This is a genomic window from Pseudoalteromonas sp. LC2018020214 (assembly GCF_016598755.1).
GTDB classification, from domain to species: Bacteria; Pseudomonadota; Gammaproteobacteria; order Enterobacterales; family Alteromonadaceae; genus Pseudoalteromonas; species Pseudoalteromonas distincta.
Genome location: NZ_CP066804.1, coordinates 3054879 through 3071187, shown reverse-complemented (window position 1 = coordinate 3071187; position 16309 = coordinate 3054879). Strand labels below are relative to the sequence as shown.

Annotated in this window: 11 protein-coding genes and 5 tRNA genes; 15 read left to right on the top strand and 1 reads right to left on the bottom strand. The window is 41.6% G+C overall.

The window, feature by feature from the left end; all coding sequences use genetic code 11:
* Positions 1-114: 114 nt before the first annotated feature.
* The gene (fldB, locus tag JG479_RS13665) at positions 115-636 is read right to left on the bottom strand and encodes a flavodoxin FldB (protein WP_182711884.1); all 522 of its coding nucleotides are present in this window, start codon (positions 634-636) and stop codon (positions 115-117) included.
* 94 nt (positions 637-730) lie between these two features.
* Between fldB and xerD the strand changes: the two genes are divergently transcribed.
* The 15 genes from xerD (at position 731) to JG479_RS13590 (ending at position 16053) form a co-directional block, all read left to right on the top strand.
* Entirely contained in the window at positions 731-1657 is a 927-nt protein-coding gene (gene xerD / locus JG479_RS13660; protein WP_002961416.1) for a site-specific tyrosine recombinase XerD, read from the top strand.
* A gap of 63 nt (positions 1658-1720) precedes the next feature.
* On the top strand, positions 1721-2449 hold the full coding sequence (dsbC, locus tag JG479_RS13655) for a bifunctional protein-disulfide isomerase/oxidoreductase DsbC (protein ID WP_002961417.1): 729 nt from the start codon (positions 1721-1723) through the stop codon (positions 2447-2449).
* Positions 2450-2527: 78 nt separating this feature from the next.
* Positions 2528-4249 (top strand): single-stranded-DNA-specific exonuclease RecJ, encoded by a 1722-nt coding sequence (gene recJ / locus JG479_RS13650; RefSeq protein ID WP_182695430.1) that lies wholly within the window; start codon positions 2528-2530, stop codon positions 4247-4249.
* Positions 4250-4393: 144 nt separating this feature from the next.
* A protein-coding gene (prfB, locus tag JG479_RS13645) for a peptide chain release factor 2 (RefSeq protein WP_100218355.1) occupies positions 4394-5492 on the top strand; the annotation gives its coding sequence in 2 pieces (ribosomal slippage) (positions 4394-4468 and positions 4470-5492; 1098 coding nt in all).
* 26 nt (positions 5493-5518) lie between these two features.
* Positions 5519-7054 carry a lysine--tRNA ligase gene (lysS, locus tag JG479_RS13640; protein ID WP_002961420.1) on the top strand — a complete coding sequence of 512 codons (1536 nt, stop codon included), beginning with the start codon at positions 5519-5521 and terminating at the stop codon, positions 7052-7054.
* A 322-nt stretch (positions 7055-7376) separates the two neighbouring features.
* Entirely contained in the window at positions 7377-7559 is a 183-nt protein-coding gene (locus tag JG479_RS13635) for a hypothetical protein (RefSeq protein ID WP_002961421.1), read from the top strand.
* A gap of 128 nt (positions 7560-7687) precedes the next feature.
* Positions 7688-7780: transfer RNA gene (locus JG479_RS13630), tRNA-Ser, on the top strand.
* A gap of 37 nt (positions 7781-7817) precedes the next feature.
* A tRNA-Arg gene (locus tag JG479_RS13625) sits at positions 7818-7894 on the top strand.
* 46 nt (positions 7895-7940) lie between these two features.
* Positions 7941-8017: transfer RNA gene (locus tag JG479_RS13620), tRNA-Arg, on the top strand.
* A 75-nt stretch (positions 8018-8092) separates the two neighbouring features.
* Positions 8093-8169: transfer RNA gene (locus JG479_RS13615), tRNA-Arg, on the top strand.
* A 114-nt stretch (positions 8170-8283) separates the two neighbouring features.
* Positions 8284-8360, top strand: a tRNA-Arg gene (locus tag JG479_RS13610).
* A 1301-nt stretch (positions 8361-9661) separates the two neighbouring features.
* Positions 9662-10837 carry an exo-beta-N-acetylmuramidase NamZ family protein gene (locus tag JG479_RS13605; protein ID WP_200219496.1) on the top strand — a complete coding sequence of 392 codons (1176 nt, stop codon included), beginning with the start codon at positions 9662-9664 and terminating at the stop codon, positions 10835-10837.
* A gap of 9 nt (positions 10838-10846) precedes the next feature.
* On the top strand, positions 10847-12505 hold the full coding sequence (pbp4b, locus tag JG479_RS13600; RefSeq protein ID WP_200219495.1) for a penicillin binding protein PBP4B: 1659 nt from the start codon (positions 10847-10849) through the stop codon (positions 12503-12505).
* A 191-nt stretch (positions 12506-12696) separates the two neighbouring features.
* Entirely contained in the window at positions 12697-14073 is a 1377-nt protein-coding gene (locus JG479_RS13595; protein WP_200219494.1) for a Na+/H+ antiporter NhaC family protein, read from the top strand.
* Between the two features lie 237 nt (positions 14074-14310).
* A complete protein-coding gene (locus JG479_RS13590; RefSeq protein ID WP_200219493.1) occupies positions 14311-16053 on the top strand; it encodes a potassium/proton antiporter in 1743 nt (580 codons plus the stop codon).
* The last annotated feature ends 256 nt before the right edge of the window (positions 16054-16309 follow it).

Here is a 16309-nt window from a genome sequence, read left to right as displayed (position 1 = left end):
CTTGCCTAAATACCAAACAGACTGCTGCAAATTTAACCTTAAAAGATCAACAGACCCTAGTTAAAAAGCCCGCAACTAAACTAGTTGCGGGCTTTTTACTTATTAGCTTATTAATTAAAGCGTTTCGCTATATTCAGTCATTACCTGTTCAACCCATGTTGCAATACGATCATCGCTTAGCTCGTATTGGCTGTCTTCGTCGAGCGCAAGACCAACAAACTGTTTACCATCAGGCGTTAATGCTTTTGAAGCTTCAAACTCGTAACTACTGTCGTTTGGCCAAAAACCAAGTTGAGTAAATGTTTGCGTATTTATTTCATCGTGTAGCATGCCTAGGGCATCTTGAAACCATTGCCCGTAACCTTGCTGATCGCCCATGCCAAATAAAGCAATGGTTTTACCGTTTAGGTTTACGTCGGCTATGTCGTCCCACTTTGACTCCCAGTCTTCTTGTATTTCACCAAAATCCCATGTTGAAATACCAAAGATGATAAAGTCGTACTGCTCTGCATTTTTTAGTGGCTCGTCTTTAATATTGTGCAGGGTAACTATATCGGCACCAATAATGTCGCGAATCTTTTCTGCTGCCATTTCGGTGTAGCACGTAGTAGAACCAAAAAATAAACCAATTTGCATCGTATTTATCACTGTGTAATTGCCTGATATGATAGGCTCAAGTTTACCGTAAGGTATTTTTAATTGATACCTTAGCAAAGCATGAGAGCATAATGTGACAACGCTATCTGACGATTCTTTTGAAAATAACAGCAGTATGAGCAGTAATAGCGACTACCTAGAAACCTTTTTAGATAGCCTGTACTTAGAACAAGGCGTAAGCGAAAATACATTAAGCGCTTATCGCAGTGATTTAGATAAGTTTTGCCTATTTTTAAAGGGCGAAAATTTAATGACGGTAACGGGGCTCGACATAGAAAGCTATTTAGCGCATCGAGTTGATTTAGGTTTAAAACCACGCAGTACAGCACGTAGCATTAGTGCGCTAAAGCGTTTTTATCAGTACTTTGTGCGCGAAAAAATAATTAGTGATTCGCCCATGCTAAACATAGCTCAACCAAAAGCCGGACAGTCGTTACCTAAAACACTCTCAGAAGCTGAAGTTGAGGCATTGTTAAATGCGCCCAACACAGAAGAAGCGATGGGACTGCGCGACAAAGCCATGCTAGAGCTACTTTATGCAACGGGGTTGCGTGTAAGTGAGCTTGTTGGGCTTCGTATGGAGCAAATTAATTTGCGCCAAGCGGTGGTGTTTGTAAAAGGTAAAGGTAACAAAGAGCGCTTAGTGCCATTGGGTGAAGAAGCCATGTATTGGCTGGAGCAATTTTTAAAGGGTGGGCGTGCACAAATGATAAAACACGCCACCGATTTTGTGTTCCCATCTAAGCGCGGAGTAGGCATGACGCGACAAACCTTTTGGCATAGAATTAAACACTATGCTATTTTGGCATCAGTTGAGTCTCCATTATCGCCCCATACCATGCGCCATGCTTTTGCTACGCACTTATTAAATCATGGGGCAGATTTACGTGTGGTACAAATGATGTTGGGCCATAGCGATTTATCAACGACGCAAATTTATACCCATGTTGCCAATGAACGGTTAAAGTCGGTACACGCAGAGCATCATCCGCGAGCGTAAGTTTGAAAGTAAATATTATTAAGCCGGTCAATATATTAAGTATTTTTAGGATAGAGAGAAGTTATGAAAAAATTAATGTTAGCAGGTGCCATGTTGTGCACAAGTATTAGTGCATTTGCAAATGGCGTTGCTGTAACACCAGATGCTAATGATCCTATTATTACTAAATTTGCCGAGCTTGGTGTAACTGTAAAGCAAATTAACCCAAGCCCAGTAGCGGGTTTAAAAGAGTTGATCACTAATAAGGGCGTGCTTTACGCAAGTCCAGATGGTCAATTTTTAATGCAAGGTACGTTAATCGATTTAAATAATCGTAACAACTTAACAGAGCAAGCATTAAACGGCGTGCGTGTTGAGGGCATTAAAGAATACGAAGATTCGATGATTGTGTACAAAGCACCAAACGAAAAACACAGTATTACCGTATTTACCGACATTAGCTGTGGTTACTGTCGTAAATTACATCGCGAGTTAGACGATTTACTTGATGCGGGTATTACCGTTAAGTACCTTGCGTTTCCACGTGGTGGCTTACAAGGTTCAGGCTACGCCGATTTAATGAACGTATGGTGTGCACGCGATCAGCAAGAAGCACTAACAGAAGCTAAGTCGGGTACAAGTACTAAAGTAGTTGCAGGCTGTAGCGCACCGGTTGCAGAGCATTACCAGCTTGGTCAAAGCTTTGGTATTAGCGGCACACCTGCCATTATTTTAGAAGATGGTACGATGATCCCTGGTTACCAGCCAGCAGCAGCACTAAAAGCAGCATTAGATGCTAACAAAGCGTCGTAATACGTTTTATAGCTAATAAAAAGGCCTTAATGGCCTTTTTTTGTCTTTTTAATACGACCCAATAAGTTAAAACTCTGCATGAAAAAACTAATCATTGCGCGTGAAAACGTTGACGACTCGCATCTACCGAGTAATTTACATCCTGTAATTAAACAAATTTATGCTAACCGCAATGTATTTAATGCCGACGAGCTAAATAACAGCGTAGCTACGCTTCACGACTTTAAATTGTTTAAAGATATCGACAAAGCCAGCGATTTATTAATTGAAGCATTAAAAGCGCAAAGCCAAATATTAATAGTCGGCGATTTTGATGCCGATGGCGCAACAAGCACTGCAACATTAATGCAAGGCCTTGAGATGTTTGGTTTTAAGCATTTAGATTACTTAATTCCTGACCGGTTTAGCTTAGGTTATGGTTTAAGCCCCGCACTTGCAGAGCAAATAGTACAAATAAAGCCTGATTTAGTGATCACCGTAGATAACGGCATATCGTGTATTGCTGGTATTGATATTTTAAAAGCGGTTGGTATAAAAGTGCTGGTAACAGATCACCACTTACAAGGTGAGCAGCTGCCAAATGCCGATGCAATAGTAAATCCAAATAGGCACGAATGTAACTTCCCGTCTAAATCTATAGCAGGTGTTGGCGTTGCTTTTTACTTACTGATAGCACTGAGAAGCGTAATGCGAGACCTTGGTTATTTTGAGCAGCAACCGCCGCCTAATTTAGCTAACTTGCTCGACATTGTAGCGCTTGGTACGGTTGCTGACGTGGTCGCACTTGATGCAAATAACCGCACCTTAGTACACCAAGGTTTAGCACGTATTCGCAGTGGTAAAACACGCCCTGGTATTACCGCGCTTATTGAAGTGGCTAACCGCAATGCTGCCCGCTTAAGCGCAAGCGACTTTGGCTTTTCACTTGCGCCGCGTTTAAATGCAGCAGGGCGATTAGACGACATGAGTTTGGGTATAGCATGCCTACTTAGCACCGATATAAACCAAGCACGTAGTATTGCCAGCGAGCTCGATAGCTTAAACTTTGCAAGACGCGAAATAGAACAAGGCATGCAAGCCGAGGCGCAAGCCGTGCTTGATAGACTCGCATTTAGCGACGATAACGTCCCTGATGCAATCTGCTTGTTTCAAGACGATTGGCACCAAGGTGTTATTGGTATTTTGGCTGGTCGCTTAAAAGAAAAATACCACCGACCAACCGTTATATTTGCTGGTGGCGAAAACGGTGAAATAAAAGGTTCGTGCCGCTCTATAGAAGGGTTGCACATGCGCGACTTACTCGAAGGGCTTAATACTGCTGAGCCACACTTAATTAATAAATTTGGTGGCCACGCAATGGCCGCTGGTTTAAGTATTAACGAGCAACACTTTAACGACTTTAAAAAGGCATTTGATGCTGCCGTGAGTGCACAACTGAGTGAAGAAAGTAAACGCTGTATTGTATTTACCGACGGTGAGCTGCCAAACGACTGCTTTACGATGGAGTTTGCTCAGCTATTAAAGCAATCGGGTCCGTGGGGGCAGCAATTTCCTGAGCCTGTGTTTGAGCACACCTTTGAAGTAATACAGCAGCGCATAGTCGGCGAAAAGCATTTAAAGCTGGTGCTAAAGCATCAATCAGGGCGATTAGTTGACGCCATTGCCTTTGGTATTGATGTAAAAGAATGGCCCGACACAGAAGCGAAGTTTGTAAAAGTAGCCTATCAACTCGATATAAATGAGTTTAGAGGTAAATTTACGCTGCAATTAATAGTTAGAGAGCTTGAAAAAGTGCACTAAAAAATATGCACAAATCATGTATAAAAGGCTAATAAAGCGCGCGGTTTTTTGTTAAAATCGGGCGTTTTTATCATTTGACGATAATTTGTTGCGAAAATCCCATGTAAAGGGGCGCAATTACCTAGCCATTTTGGAGTGATGTACATGTTTGAAGTGAATCCTGTGATTAACCAAATCAAGGAAATTCGCGAACGTACTGAATTGCTTCGGGGGTACCTTTGACTACGCTCTTAAACAAGAACGCCTAGAAGAAGTTAACGCCGAACTTGAAGATTCAGCCGTATGGAATGAGCCTGAACGCGCACAAGCGCTTGGCCGTGAAAAATCAGCATTAGAGGCTGTTGTTGAAACAATCGACAACCTTGTAGCCGGTACTGACGACGTTGAAGGTCTACTTGAACTTGCTGTAGAAGCCGAAGATCAAGATACCTTTGATGAAGCACAAAGCGAACTTAGCGATCTAAACGAGCAGTTAGAAGGTTTAGAGTTTCGTCGTATGTTTTCAGGTCCTCATGACTCAAACGATGCGTACCTTGATTTACAATCGGGTTCTGGCGGCACTGAAGCACAAGACTGGTGTAACATTCTACTTCGTATGTATTTACGTTGGGGCGAGGCTAAAGGCTTTAAAGTTGAGCTAGTTGAAGCAACCGACGGTGATGTTGCCGGTATTAAAGGCGCAACAGTTCGCTTTGTTGGCGAATACGCTTACGGCTGGTTACGTACAGAAACAGGCGTTCACCGTTTAGTGCGTAAAAGCCCGTTTGACTCAAGTGGTCGTCGTCATACCTCATTTGCTTCTGCGTTTGTATACCCAGAGATTGACGATAATATTGAAATTGATATTAATCCGTCAGATCTACGTATAGACGTTTACCGAGCATCAGGCGCGGGTGGTCAGCACGTTAATACCACCGAATCGGCGGTTCGTATTACTCACGTACCAACAAATACCGTAGTGCAGTGTCAAAACGAGCGTTCACAGCATAAAAATAAAGCCCAAGCGATGAAGCAGTTAAAAGCTAAATTATTTGAGCTTGAGCTACAGCAGCAAAATGCTGAAAAACAAACGCAAGAAGACGCTAAATCTGATATAGGTTGGGGTAGCCAAATACGTTCATACGTACTTGATGACGCACGTATTAAAGATTTACGCACAGGCGTTGAAAACCGCAATACCCAATCGGTACTTGACGGTAACTTAGATAAATTTATTGAAGCCAGCCTTAAATCTGGCCTATAACCACCAAGCTAATAAAGAGCTAAAAAATGACTGATAAAATCCAAGACGAAAACAAGTTAATCGCTGAGCGTCGCGGCAAGTTAGACGCGATACGCGAAAATTGCCCAGCCAACGGTCATCCAAACCAATTCCGTCGTGAGCATTACACGGCTGATTTGCAAGCCCAGTTTGGTGATAAGAGCAAAGAAGAATTAGTTGAACTACAAGAAGTTGTGTCTATTGCTGGACGTATTTTAGCAAAGCGTGGACCGTTTTTTGTAATTCAAGACATGAAAGGTCGCGTACAAGCGTATGCATCTAAAGATGTTCAAAAAGACCTTAAAGAAAAATATGGTCAGCTAGACACTGGCGATATTATAGGTGTTAAAGGCGCGTTAAATAAATCGGGTAAAGGCGATTTATACGTAGAAATGACTGAGTATCAATTACTAACTAAGTCACTTCGCCCGCTACCTGAAAAATTCCATGGCTTATCAGATCAAGAAACAAAGTACCGCCAACGTTATGTTGACTTAATTACTAACGAAGCAACGCGCGAAACATTCCGCATTCGTTCACAAGTAGTTGAAGGCATTCGTCGCTTTTTAGCAGACCGTGACTTTATGGAAGTAGAAACACCTATGCTACAGGTTATACCTGGCGGTGCATCTGCGCGTCCGTTTGTAACTCACCATAACGCGCTTGATATCGACATGTACCTACGTATAGCGCCAGAGCTTTACTTAAAGCGCTTAGTGGTAGGTGGTTTTGATCGTGTATTTGAAATTAACCGTAACTTCCGTAACGAAGGGTTATCTACACGTCACAACCCAGAATTTACAATGATTGAATTTTACCAAGCATACGCTGATTACATCGACCTGATGAACATCACCGAAGATATGCTACGTACTGTTGCAGAAAACGTACTAGGTAGTGCAATTGTAGTTAATACAACTAAGGACGAAAACGGCGAAGTTATCGATTCAGTTGAATACGACTTTGGCCAACCGTTTACACGTTTAAGTATGGCGGATGCTATCTTAAAATATAACCCTGAGTTTGATGCTGCGGTATTTAACGATCCAGAAAACCATTTTGAAGAGTTAAAAGCGTACGCTAAACAAGTGCACGTTAAAATTCCTGAAAACTGTGTTTGGGGTCCAGGTAAGTTTCTTTGTGAAATATTTGAAGAAACAGCAGAGCACATGCTTATTCAACCTACGTTTATTACTGGTTACCCGTGGGAAGTATCACCACTTGCACGCCGTAACGACGAAAACCCATTTGTTACCGACCGTTTTGAGTTTTTTGTTGGCGGTCGTGAACTTGCAAATGGTTTCTCTGAGCTTAACGATGCACAGGACCAAGCTGAGCGCTTTACTCGTCAAGTTGAAGAGAAAGACGCAGGCGATGATGAAGCAATGCACTACGACGAAGACTACATACGCGCACTAGAGTACGGCTTACCGCCAACGGCTGGTGAAGGTATTGGTATTGACCGTTTAGTTATGTTGTTTACTGATTCATCAACAATTAAAGACGTTATTTTGTTCCCGCATATGCGTCCACAAGCTGACTAATCTTTAGTAGAACAAAGTAAGTTAATAAACGCCGCTTAATAGCGGCGTTTTTTTGCTTATAATTAGTGTTTTAATTAATAAGTACTACACTAAAAATTAAAAGGTAATTATTAGTGCTGATTAATGTGCAATCAGCTTCACTAACTTATTGTTATTGGAAGTTTTTAATATTAAAACTAACAGTGCTATAGCTTTTTAGTATGGTTGTTTTTTTAACACATGTTGTATTTATGTAAATATTTAGGCTAGAATACGCACGAAATTTACACTGCTTGGTATTTAGCAGCTAAATATTGATTCTTAAAGGACCTAGAAAAAGAGTATGAAAGACAAGCGATTAGATGATTTATCAGAAGAATGCACATCAGAGCAAGAACGAAACGCTTACTACCGTGCTTGTATCGCTGAATTTCAACAATTAGGTTACCAAGAACAGTATTTGGCTCAGTTAACTGATGACTTAGTTCCCGTGCTAGGTGTTAATCCTTCAAATAAAAATACGTAACCCGCTTAAATTTCAAACTAATTACACTTTTAAACCAAGCATATGTGCAATCTGTAACCATATAGTCGTTTTTGGTAGAAAAGTGTTTGACATATTTTCTGAAATCTTTATTATACGCCCCACAAGACGGAGAGGTGTCCGAGTGGCCGAAGGAGCTCCCCTGCTAAGGGAGTATAGAGTTTGTAGCTCTATCGAGGGTTCGAATCCCTCCCTCTCCACCATTTCTTTTAATGGCGTGTTTTGTAAATTTTAAAGTATGGGTGCATAGCTCAGCTGGATAGAGTACTCGGCTACGAACCGAGCGGTCGGAGGTTCGAATCCTCCTGCGCCCACCATACTTTAATAACTCTGCTTAGAGTCTAAATAAGCAAACTATAAAGTGGGTGCATAGCTCAGCTGGATAGAGTACTCGGCTACGAACCGAGCGGTCGGAGGTTCGAATCCTCCTGCGCCCACCACTTTATAAACTCTACTTAGAGTATAAATAAGTAAAACTCTCACTTAGAGTAAAAAAATAATAAAAAAATGAAAGTGGGTGCATAGCTCAGCTGGATAGAGTACTCGGCTACGAACCGAGCGGTCGGAGGTTCGAATCCTCCTGCGCCCACCACTTTCATATTTTCATACACTTTTAAGTGTAAAAAAAAAAACCGATGGAAATCGGTTTTTTTATGCCTGAATTAATACGCTCTGCTTAGAGTTTAAATAAGCAATCTATGAAAGTGGGTGCATAGCTCAGCTGGATAGAGTACTCGGCTACGAACCGAGCGGTCGGAGGTTCGAATCCTCCTGCGCCCACCACTTTCATAAACAAGCCGACATTAAGTCGGTTTTTTGTGCCTAAAATAAAGTGAAATAAAGTGAAGTGTTGGTTTAGGCGAACTGAGAACCAAGCAGTCGGAGGTTCACTCTTACAAGATACGTCCTGCGCCCACCACTTTCATAACAAGCCGACATTAAGTCGGTTTTTTTGTGCCTAAAATAAAGTGAAATGTAGGTTTAGGCGAATTGAGAACCAAGCAGTCGGAGGTTCACTCTTACAAGATACGTCCTGCGCCCACCACTTTCATAAACAAGCCGACATTAAGTCGGTTTTTTTGTGCCTAAAATAAAGTGAAATGTAAACTACCACTCCTGTAGACGCAGAGCTTGCTCGCGTGAGAAGCGCCAGCTTCTAATCTATAAAATTCACAGCACGTTTACGAGCTTCGCTCGTCGCGTCAGCAAGCTGCACGCCTACAAGTAAAACCAACCCAATATTTAAATCCAAACTCCGAGTTTATTCATCCTCTGTAGCCGCTGAGCTTGCTCGCGTGAGAAGCGACAGCTTCTAATTACTTGCCACCGATATAACTGATACTTTATTTACGAACTTCGCTCGTCGCGTCAGCAAGCTGTACGCCTACAAGTAAAGCCAGCCCTAATCTTTAAATCTAAACTCCGAGTTTATTTATCGGTTGTAGACGCTGAGCTTGCTCGCGTGCGAAGCGACAGCTTCTAATTACTTACCACCGATATAACTGATACTTTATTTACGAGCGTTGCTCGTCACGTCAGCAAGCTGCACGCCTACAAGCAAAACCATCTCTAATCTTTAAATCTAAACTCCGAGCTTATTTATCCGTTGTAGACGCTGAGCTTACTCGCGTGAGAAGCGCCAGCTTCTAATCTATAAAATTCACAGCACGTTTACGATCGTTGCTCGTCACGTCAGCAAGCTGCACGCCTACAAGTAAAACTAGCCCTAATCTTTAAATCCAAACTCCGAGCTTATTTATCCGTTGTAGACGCTGAGCTTGCTCGCGTGAGAAGCGACAGCTTCTAATTACTTGCCACCGATATAACTGATACTTTATTTACGAGCTTCGCTCGTCGCGTCAGCAAGCTGCACGCCTACAAGTAAAACCAACCCAATCTTTAAATCTAAACTCCGAGTTTATTTATCCGCTGTAGACGCAGAGCTTGCTCGCGTGAGAAGCGCCAGCTTCTAATGGCTATATCTAATCACTATATCTACTCAAGCCCACTTAACCCCTTTCTAAAGCTGCTCTTTATTATTACCTATGTTATTTTAAACGCCTTGTTTAAAAGGATATTGCAGTATGTTTAAAACCCTATTTATTACTTTATTTTTTATTTTTAGCACCATTTTTATTGCAAGCGTGCAAGCTAACGAAGTTAATAACTCACTTGTAGTAGGTGCGCAGCAATATGCTAAATATTTACCGCAGTTAAAAAATAAACGTGTAGGGCTAGTAGTCAATCAAACATCAATGATGGGGCAAACTCACTTAGTAGATGCGCTGCTGACTAAAAATATTAATATAACTAAAATTTTTGCACCTGAGCATGGCTTTCGTGGCGATCACGATGCGGGCGCCCATGTAAAAAATGCCGTTGATGGTAAAACTGGTATTCCGCTTATTTCTATTTACGGTAAAAATAAAAAACCAAGCCAAGCTGCTTTAGCCGATGTTGATGTCATTATTTTTGATATTCAAGATGTGGGAGTGCGTTTTTATACCTACATAAGTTCAATGCACTACATGATGGAAGCCGCTGCAGAGCAGGGGATAGAATTTTTAGTACTCGACAGGCCCAATCCAAATATTGCCTACGTTGATGGGCCAATATTAGAGCCAGAATTTAAATCGTTTGTAGGCATGCACCCAATTCCTGTGTTACACGGTATGACCGTTGGCGAGCTTGCCAAAATGATCAAGGGCGAGGGCTGGATCAATAAAGCGGCCGATTTAAAATTAACGGTGATCCCTGTTGATCATTACACTCGCAAAAGTACTTACAACTTGCCTGTAAAACCCAGCCCTAACTTACCTAACGATCAAGCCATTGCGCTTTACCCATCACTTTGCTTTTTTGAGGCAACGCCTATTAGCATTGGTAGAGGTACCGACTTTGCATTTCAAGTAATTGGCTATTCGCCAGTTGCATTAGGTGATTTTAATTTTACACCGCGCGCAATTAAAGGCGCTGCTTTAAACCCTAAATTTAAAAACCAAACCGTGCAGGGGCTCGATTTAAGACAAGCAAATATTTCAGGTCTAAATTTAACTTACTTAATAAATGCGTACACGGAGCTTAGTAAAAATAACATCTCGTTTTTTGAGCGCGCTGACTTTATGGATAAGCTAGCGGGTACTAATAAATTGCGCTTAGCTATTGAAACAGGGCAATCTGCAGCGCAAATAAAGCAAAGCTGGCAGGCGGGGCTTGCGCTATTTAAAGCGCAAAGAGCGCCTTACTTGCTATATAAATAAGGGCTAAGCATGTTTATTGCTGTAAAAAATCACAGGTGTGGTTATATCAAACAAGCTTTTATAGTGGCATTGAGCTTTATTATTGTGGGTTGTAGTACACCGCCTGAGCCTATTAGCTCGATGCTACCACTTACAAAGAGCCAACTTGTAGAGCTGCCTAATGCACAAGTGGTTGTAACGTTTCCTGAGGTAAATCCAAGTAGCCGGTTTTATGTAAATAACCGAGGAACGTTTAAAGCTTACAAAGGGCGCGGGCAATTATTAATACAAAACCATAACGCACAAAGCGCCGATATTTACATTAATAATCAAAAGCTCGACGTTAACCAACTAAGCGCCAACACCTTATACAATTACAGTTTGGCAAAAAATACTCACAACGGTGTTAATACCTTTAAAGTTGAAAATATTCTCCCTGCTGGCGCAAGTTTAACGCTGCGTTTTGCATTTCCTACTTTAAGCGATGAACCAAAAAAGCATATAGATTTTACTGAAGTAGACATATTAATTGAACGCGATGTAAAAGCAGGTTTTCCTGGGGCTGTGTTGGCCGTTGTTAAAAATGGCGAGCTAATAAAATTAACCGCCTATGGCGATGCAAAGCAATACCAGCAAAGTGATTTAATGCTACTACGCCCAGAGCCCATGCAAACTAATACTTTGTTTGATCTTGCCTCAAACACCAAAATATTTGCCACAAATTTTGCACTTATGAAATTAGTAAGCGAAGGGTTATTAAATATTAATAAACCCGTGCAAAGCTACCTAAGCGAATATAAAGGTGAAGGGCGAGCAAAGCGCACAGTAAAGGACTTACTCACACACAGCGCCGGATACCCGCCAGTATTTGACTTTCATCGTAAAGATGGCAGCTACGGCGACGCGTTTTATTCGCAAAATAGTAAAACCACCAAACAGCTATTACTTACCAGCGTACCTTTTAGCAATAAATCATCTGGGCAGCATGTTTACTCAGATATTGATTACATGATTTTAGGCGTACTCATTGAGCGCATAACTGGGCAGCCCCTTGACGAATACCTAGAGCAGCAAGTGTACGCGCCATTAAAATTAACTAACACGTTATTTAATCCACTTAAAAAAGGCTTTAAGCCGCAGCAATTTGCAGCCACTGAGCTTAGCGGCAACACACGAGACGGGCGCATTAAGTTTGATAATGTTCGAACTGGGGTTTTACAAGGCCAAGTGCATGATGAGCGCGCTTACTATTCTCTTGATGGCGTAGCAGGGCATGCAGGATTATTTAGTAATGCTCATGACTTAGCGGTGCTTTGCCAGCTATTACTAAATAATGGTGGCTACGGCGACCAACAATTATTTAGTGCAAGCGCCTTAGCGCAATTTTTAACGCCGCAATCAAGCGATGAGACCTACGGGCTTGGCTTTAGGCTTGCTGGTAATAATCAAGCAAGGCGCTGGCACTTTGGCCCTTATGCAAGCGCGCAGGCTTATGGCCACACAGGTTGGACGGGTACAGTGACCGTAATTGACCCCGCTTACGACTTGGCTATTGTTTTACTTACCAATGCTCGCCATAGTGCAATTAAAGGCTCGCTAAAACGTTACGAATTTACAGGTAAACAATTTGAAACCGCGCAGTATGGATCGGTGGTGTCGCTTATTTATGAAGCGCTACTAAATCAATAAGCTATCGTATAGGTTAAAACGTACTAACAGCATTACTCTAAGTGATTTATTTACAGGTGACTTGAGTAAGGCAATCCATTAAGCTAAGCGGTTTACAAATCTAAGCCAGTTTATGCTGCTAGGCTTAACAAATAAGCGATAAAACGCGTACAAAGCGAGAGTGGCTCGCTAATAATTAAGGTTAACTTTTTATGCATTGGTATTCTATTTTACCGCCGCTAATTGCGATTGCTATCGTGTTTTGGCGCAAAGAAGTGATTATGGCGCTACTTGTTGCTGTTGCTTCTTCTGAGTTTTTACTCGCCTTTCAGGGCGAAGGTAATAGCTTGTTTGACACTTTTTTAAATACCATTGAACGTATTATTTCGGTTGCCAGTTCGCCAGGTAATACACGCATATTAATATTTAGTATTTTAATTGGTGCACTGCTTGCCTACATTCGCGAATCTGGCGGCGTAGCAGCAACGGTTAATATGCTAATGAACAAAGGAATTGCAAAAAGTAAGCGTCAAGTGGGCTTTTTAACCATGTTTACCGGCATTGCGGTGTTTATAGAATCTAACTTGAGCGTACTTACCTCAGGGATTTTATCGCGTGGCTTATTCGACAAATTTAAAATGAGCCGAGCACGTCTAGCGTACATTATTGATAGCACCAGTGCGCCAGTGTGTATTTTAATTCTGCTTAATGGCTGGGGTGCGTTTGTACTTGGTTTGTTAGGTAACTACGAGCTAGGTGAGTCGGCTGTATCGGTGTTGTGGGGCAGCGTTGGGTATAACTTTTACGCCATAATTACCCTTGCCATTGTTTTTTATACCATCGCGTTTGATAAAGTGCATGGCCCGATGAAAGAAGCCGAAGAAAAACTAGAGCTTCAAACAACTGACTTAAAAGAAGAAGTAAAAGGCTCTAAAGCGCGTTACATGTTAATCCCGCTTATTACGCTTATTACCAGCATGGTTGGCTTTATGTACTACACCGGTAATGGTGTATTAGCAGAGGGCAGCGGCTCTAAATCCGTATTATATGCAACGGTTTTAGCCATTGTTGTCGCTTACTTTTTAATGATTGGCTCACGTAAATTTACGCATCATCAATTAGTTGATACCGGCTTTAAAGGCATGGGCGAATTAATGCCACTGGTCGCCATTGTACTGCTTTCGCTTACACTTGGCGCAAGCTTAAAAGAATTGGGTACTGGCGTATTTGTAGCGTCGCTTGTTGGCGACTACCTACCTATTTACTTAATAGTACCGGTGCTGTTTTTAACCGGCGCAGTTATGTCGTTTACTACGGGTACATCGTGGGGCACGTTTGCCATATTAATCCCAATTGGCGTGCCACTTATTCAAGCGCTAGGTTTACCACCGTCGCTTGTGGTAGGTGCTATTTTGGGTGGTGGTATATTTGGCGATCACTGCTCGCCTATATCCGACACCAGCGCTGTATCGGCTATTGCATCGGGGTGTGATTTGCTCACCCACGTTAAAACGCAGCTACCGTACGCCTTATTTGGCGGTGCATTGACGTTTATAGCGTACTTAATAACAAGCATTATTGTTTTATAAAATACAGTTATTTAAATACTCAAAAGCCTGCTTATTGCAGGCTTTTTTGTTTTTAAATTAAGACAGAGGCTAGTAATACCAAGCTTAACGGCGCTCTAGCTATTAAATAAACTATTTAAATATAGACTTAAGTACCCGTATTTATATTTTTTAGGTTATTGTATAGCATGAGCTTTAAGCTTTTTGGTAGCTATAAATTCTTACTTTTTAACTCATATAAGGCTGTAAACCCACACTATGTTTGTAATCGATAATATCATTCTCGTTAGTGCCATTTTAATTTTACTTGGAGTGATCTCGAGCAAGTTATCTGCACGCGTTGGCTTACCGGTGCTGGTGCTATTTTTACTTGTAGGCATGCTCGCAGGTGAAGACGGTATTGCAGGTATTTCATTCGACAACGCAGAGGCCGCACATGCTCTGGGTACTTTAGCGCTTGCTATTATTCTATTTGATGGTGGCTTACAAACGCCCACCAGTTCAATTAAACAAGTGTGGAAACCCGCGTCTGCTTTAGCAACCATCGGGGTGTTATTTACCGCTGTAATTACAGGCCTTGTGGCTACTTATATTTTAGACCTGCCCATATTACAAGGTGTATTACTGGGCGCCATTGTTGGCTCTACAGATGCCGCAGCAGTGTTTGCACTTTTACGAAGTGCGGGTATTCACTTAAATAAAAAACTTAAATCTACCCTTGAAATAGAAAGTGCCTCGAACGATCCAATGGCTATTTTTCTAACGGTTGGTTTGCTCGAAATGCTCGTTAATGACATGCCAGTAGGGCTGGGTTTACTACAGTTATTTGCTCAACAAATGGGTGTTGGCGCTATTTGTGGTCTTTTAATTGGTAAAATATCGGTTTGGTTTATTAATCGAATTAAACTAAATGCATCGGGTTTGTATTTAGTGATGGTAACCGCATTTGGACTGCTTTCATTTGGCCTTTCTGCAACGCTCGGCGGCAGTGGATTTTTAGCTGTATTTATAACGGGTGTTATTTTAGGTAACAGTAAATTTGTATATAAGCGCGGTATTTTTCTGTTTCATGACGGCTTAGCATGGCTTGGGCAAATAACCATGTTTGTTGTATTAGGCCTCCTTATTAATCCGTCGTCGTTGGTTGATGTATGGCTAGAAGGATTGCTTATTGCACTGGCACTTATTTTTGTTGCTCGCCCATTAGCGGTAGCGCCTATTTTAAAACTGTTTGGCTTTAATAATCGCGAAACCTTGTTTGTATCTTGGGTTGGCCTTAGAGGCTCAGTGCCCATTATTTTAGCTATATTCCCATTATTATTTGGCCTTTCAGGGGCTGAGCTTATTTTTAATGTCGTTTTTTTCGTGGTATTAATTTCAGCCACGTTACAGGGCTCAACAATGCCGTGGATGGCTAAAAAACTAAATTTAGTAGAGCCGCCACCTGATTTGGCTGCTGCAACGCTCGAAATCACAGCACTAAACGATATTGATATAGAAATTGTAGAATACACTTTAAGTGACGTTTCTCGGGTTTCTGGGCGCAGTTTGTCACATGCTGCACTTCCTGAGAGTGTGGTTGTTGCTATGATTACACGGGGTCCGTCAATCATACCGCCACGAGGCTCAACTAAGTTAAAAGCAAACGACCACTTATTTGTTGTTTTAAAACCAGATAACAGACCTTTTGTTGATTTAGTTTTTACAGCAACCGATAAAACAAACCATCAAGATAGCCACTTAGCGCATAACGAACTTAAAGTGAAAGGGGTAACGTTGGTAGGTGATATATTTTACTCTTACCACATGCACATAGACGCCCCAGAAGAGATAAGCTTGGAAGAAGTAATTAACCAAAAGCTTTCAGGAGAAGTCAGTAAAGGCGATATTGTTGTTATTGGTAATGTGCAAATACGCGTTATAACAATGGTGCATACACGCATAGTTACCATTGGCTTAAAGTATTTAAATAATCCAGAAAAGCGACTTTTAAAGCAGTAATCATTAACAATGATTTATTTAGCGCTAGGCTCATGTTTATAGCTAAGTAGGTTGGGTTGAGTGATACGGAACCCAACGGTTCGCCAATGTAATGAGCACACCCAAAGCTAGTTATATGTAGTGTTTGTTGTAGGCGTATAGCTTGCTGGCGCGTCAGGCTAACTTATTTTTTTGCTTATTTTATTTCAAGAATTATAGTTTTGTACGTATGATTTTTAAATGCTCAAAGGCCTGCTTAATCGCAGGCCTTTTGTTT

Bases quoted from the DNA above. Each gene is read 5' to 3' on its own strand.
- fldB (WP_182711884.1), bottom strand. From the start codon at position 636: ATGCAAATTGGTTTATTTTTTGGTTCTACTACGTGCTACACCGAAATG.
- dsbC (WP_002961417.1), top strand. From the start codon at position 1,721: ATGAAAAAATTAATGTTAGCAGGTGCCATGTTGTGCACAAGTATTAGT.
- recJ (WP_182695430.1), top strand. From the start codon at position 2,528: ATGAAAAAACTAATCATTGCGCGTGAAAACGTTGACGACTCGCATCTA.
- lysS (WP_002961420.1), top strand. From the start codon at position 5,519: ATGACTGATAAAATCCAAGACGAAAACAAGTTAATCGCTGAGCGTCGC.
- JG479_RS13635 (WP_002961421.1), top strand. From the start codon at position 7,377: ATGAAAGACAAGCGATTAGATGATTTATCAGAAGAATGCACATCAGAG.
- JG479_RS13605 (WP_200219496.1), top strand. From the start codon at position 9,662: ATGTTTAAAACCCTATTTATTACTTTATTTTTTATTTTTAGCACCATT.
- pbp4b (WP_200219495.1), top strand. From the start codon at position 10,847: ATGTTTATTGCTGTAAAAAATCACAGGTGTGGTTATATCAAACAAGCT.
- JG479_RS13595 (WP_200219494.1), top strand. From the start codon at position 12,697: ATGCATTGGTATTCTATTTTACCGCCGCTAATTGCGATTGCTATCGTG.
- JG479_RS13590 (WP_200219493.1), top strand. From the start codon at position 14,311: ATGTTTGTAATCGATAATATCATTCTCGTTAGTGCCATTTTAATTTTA.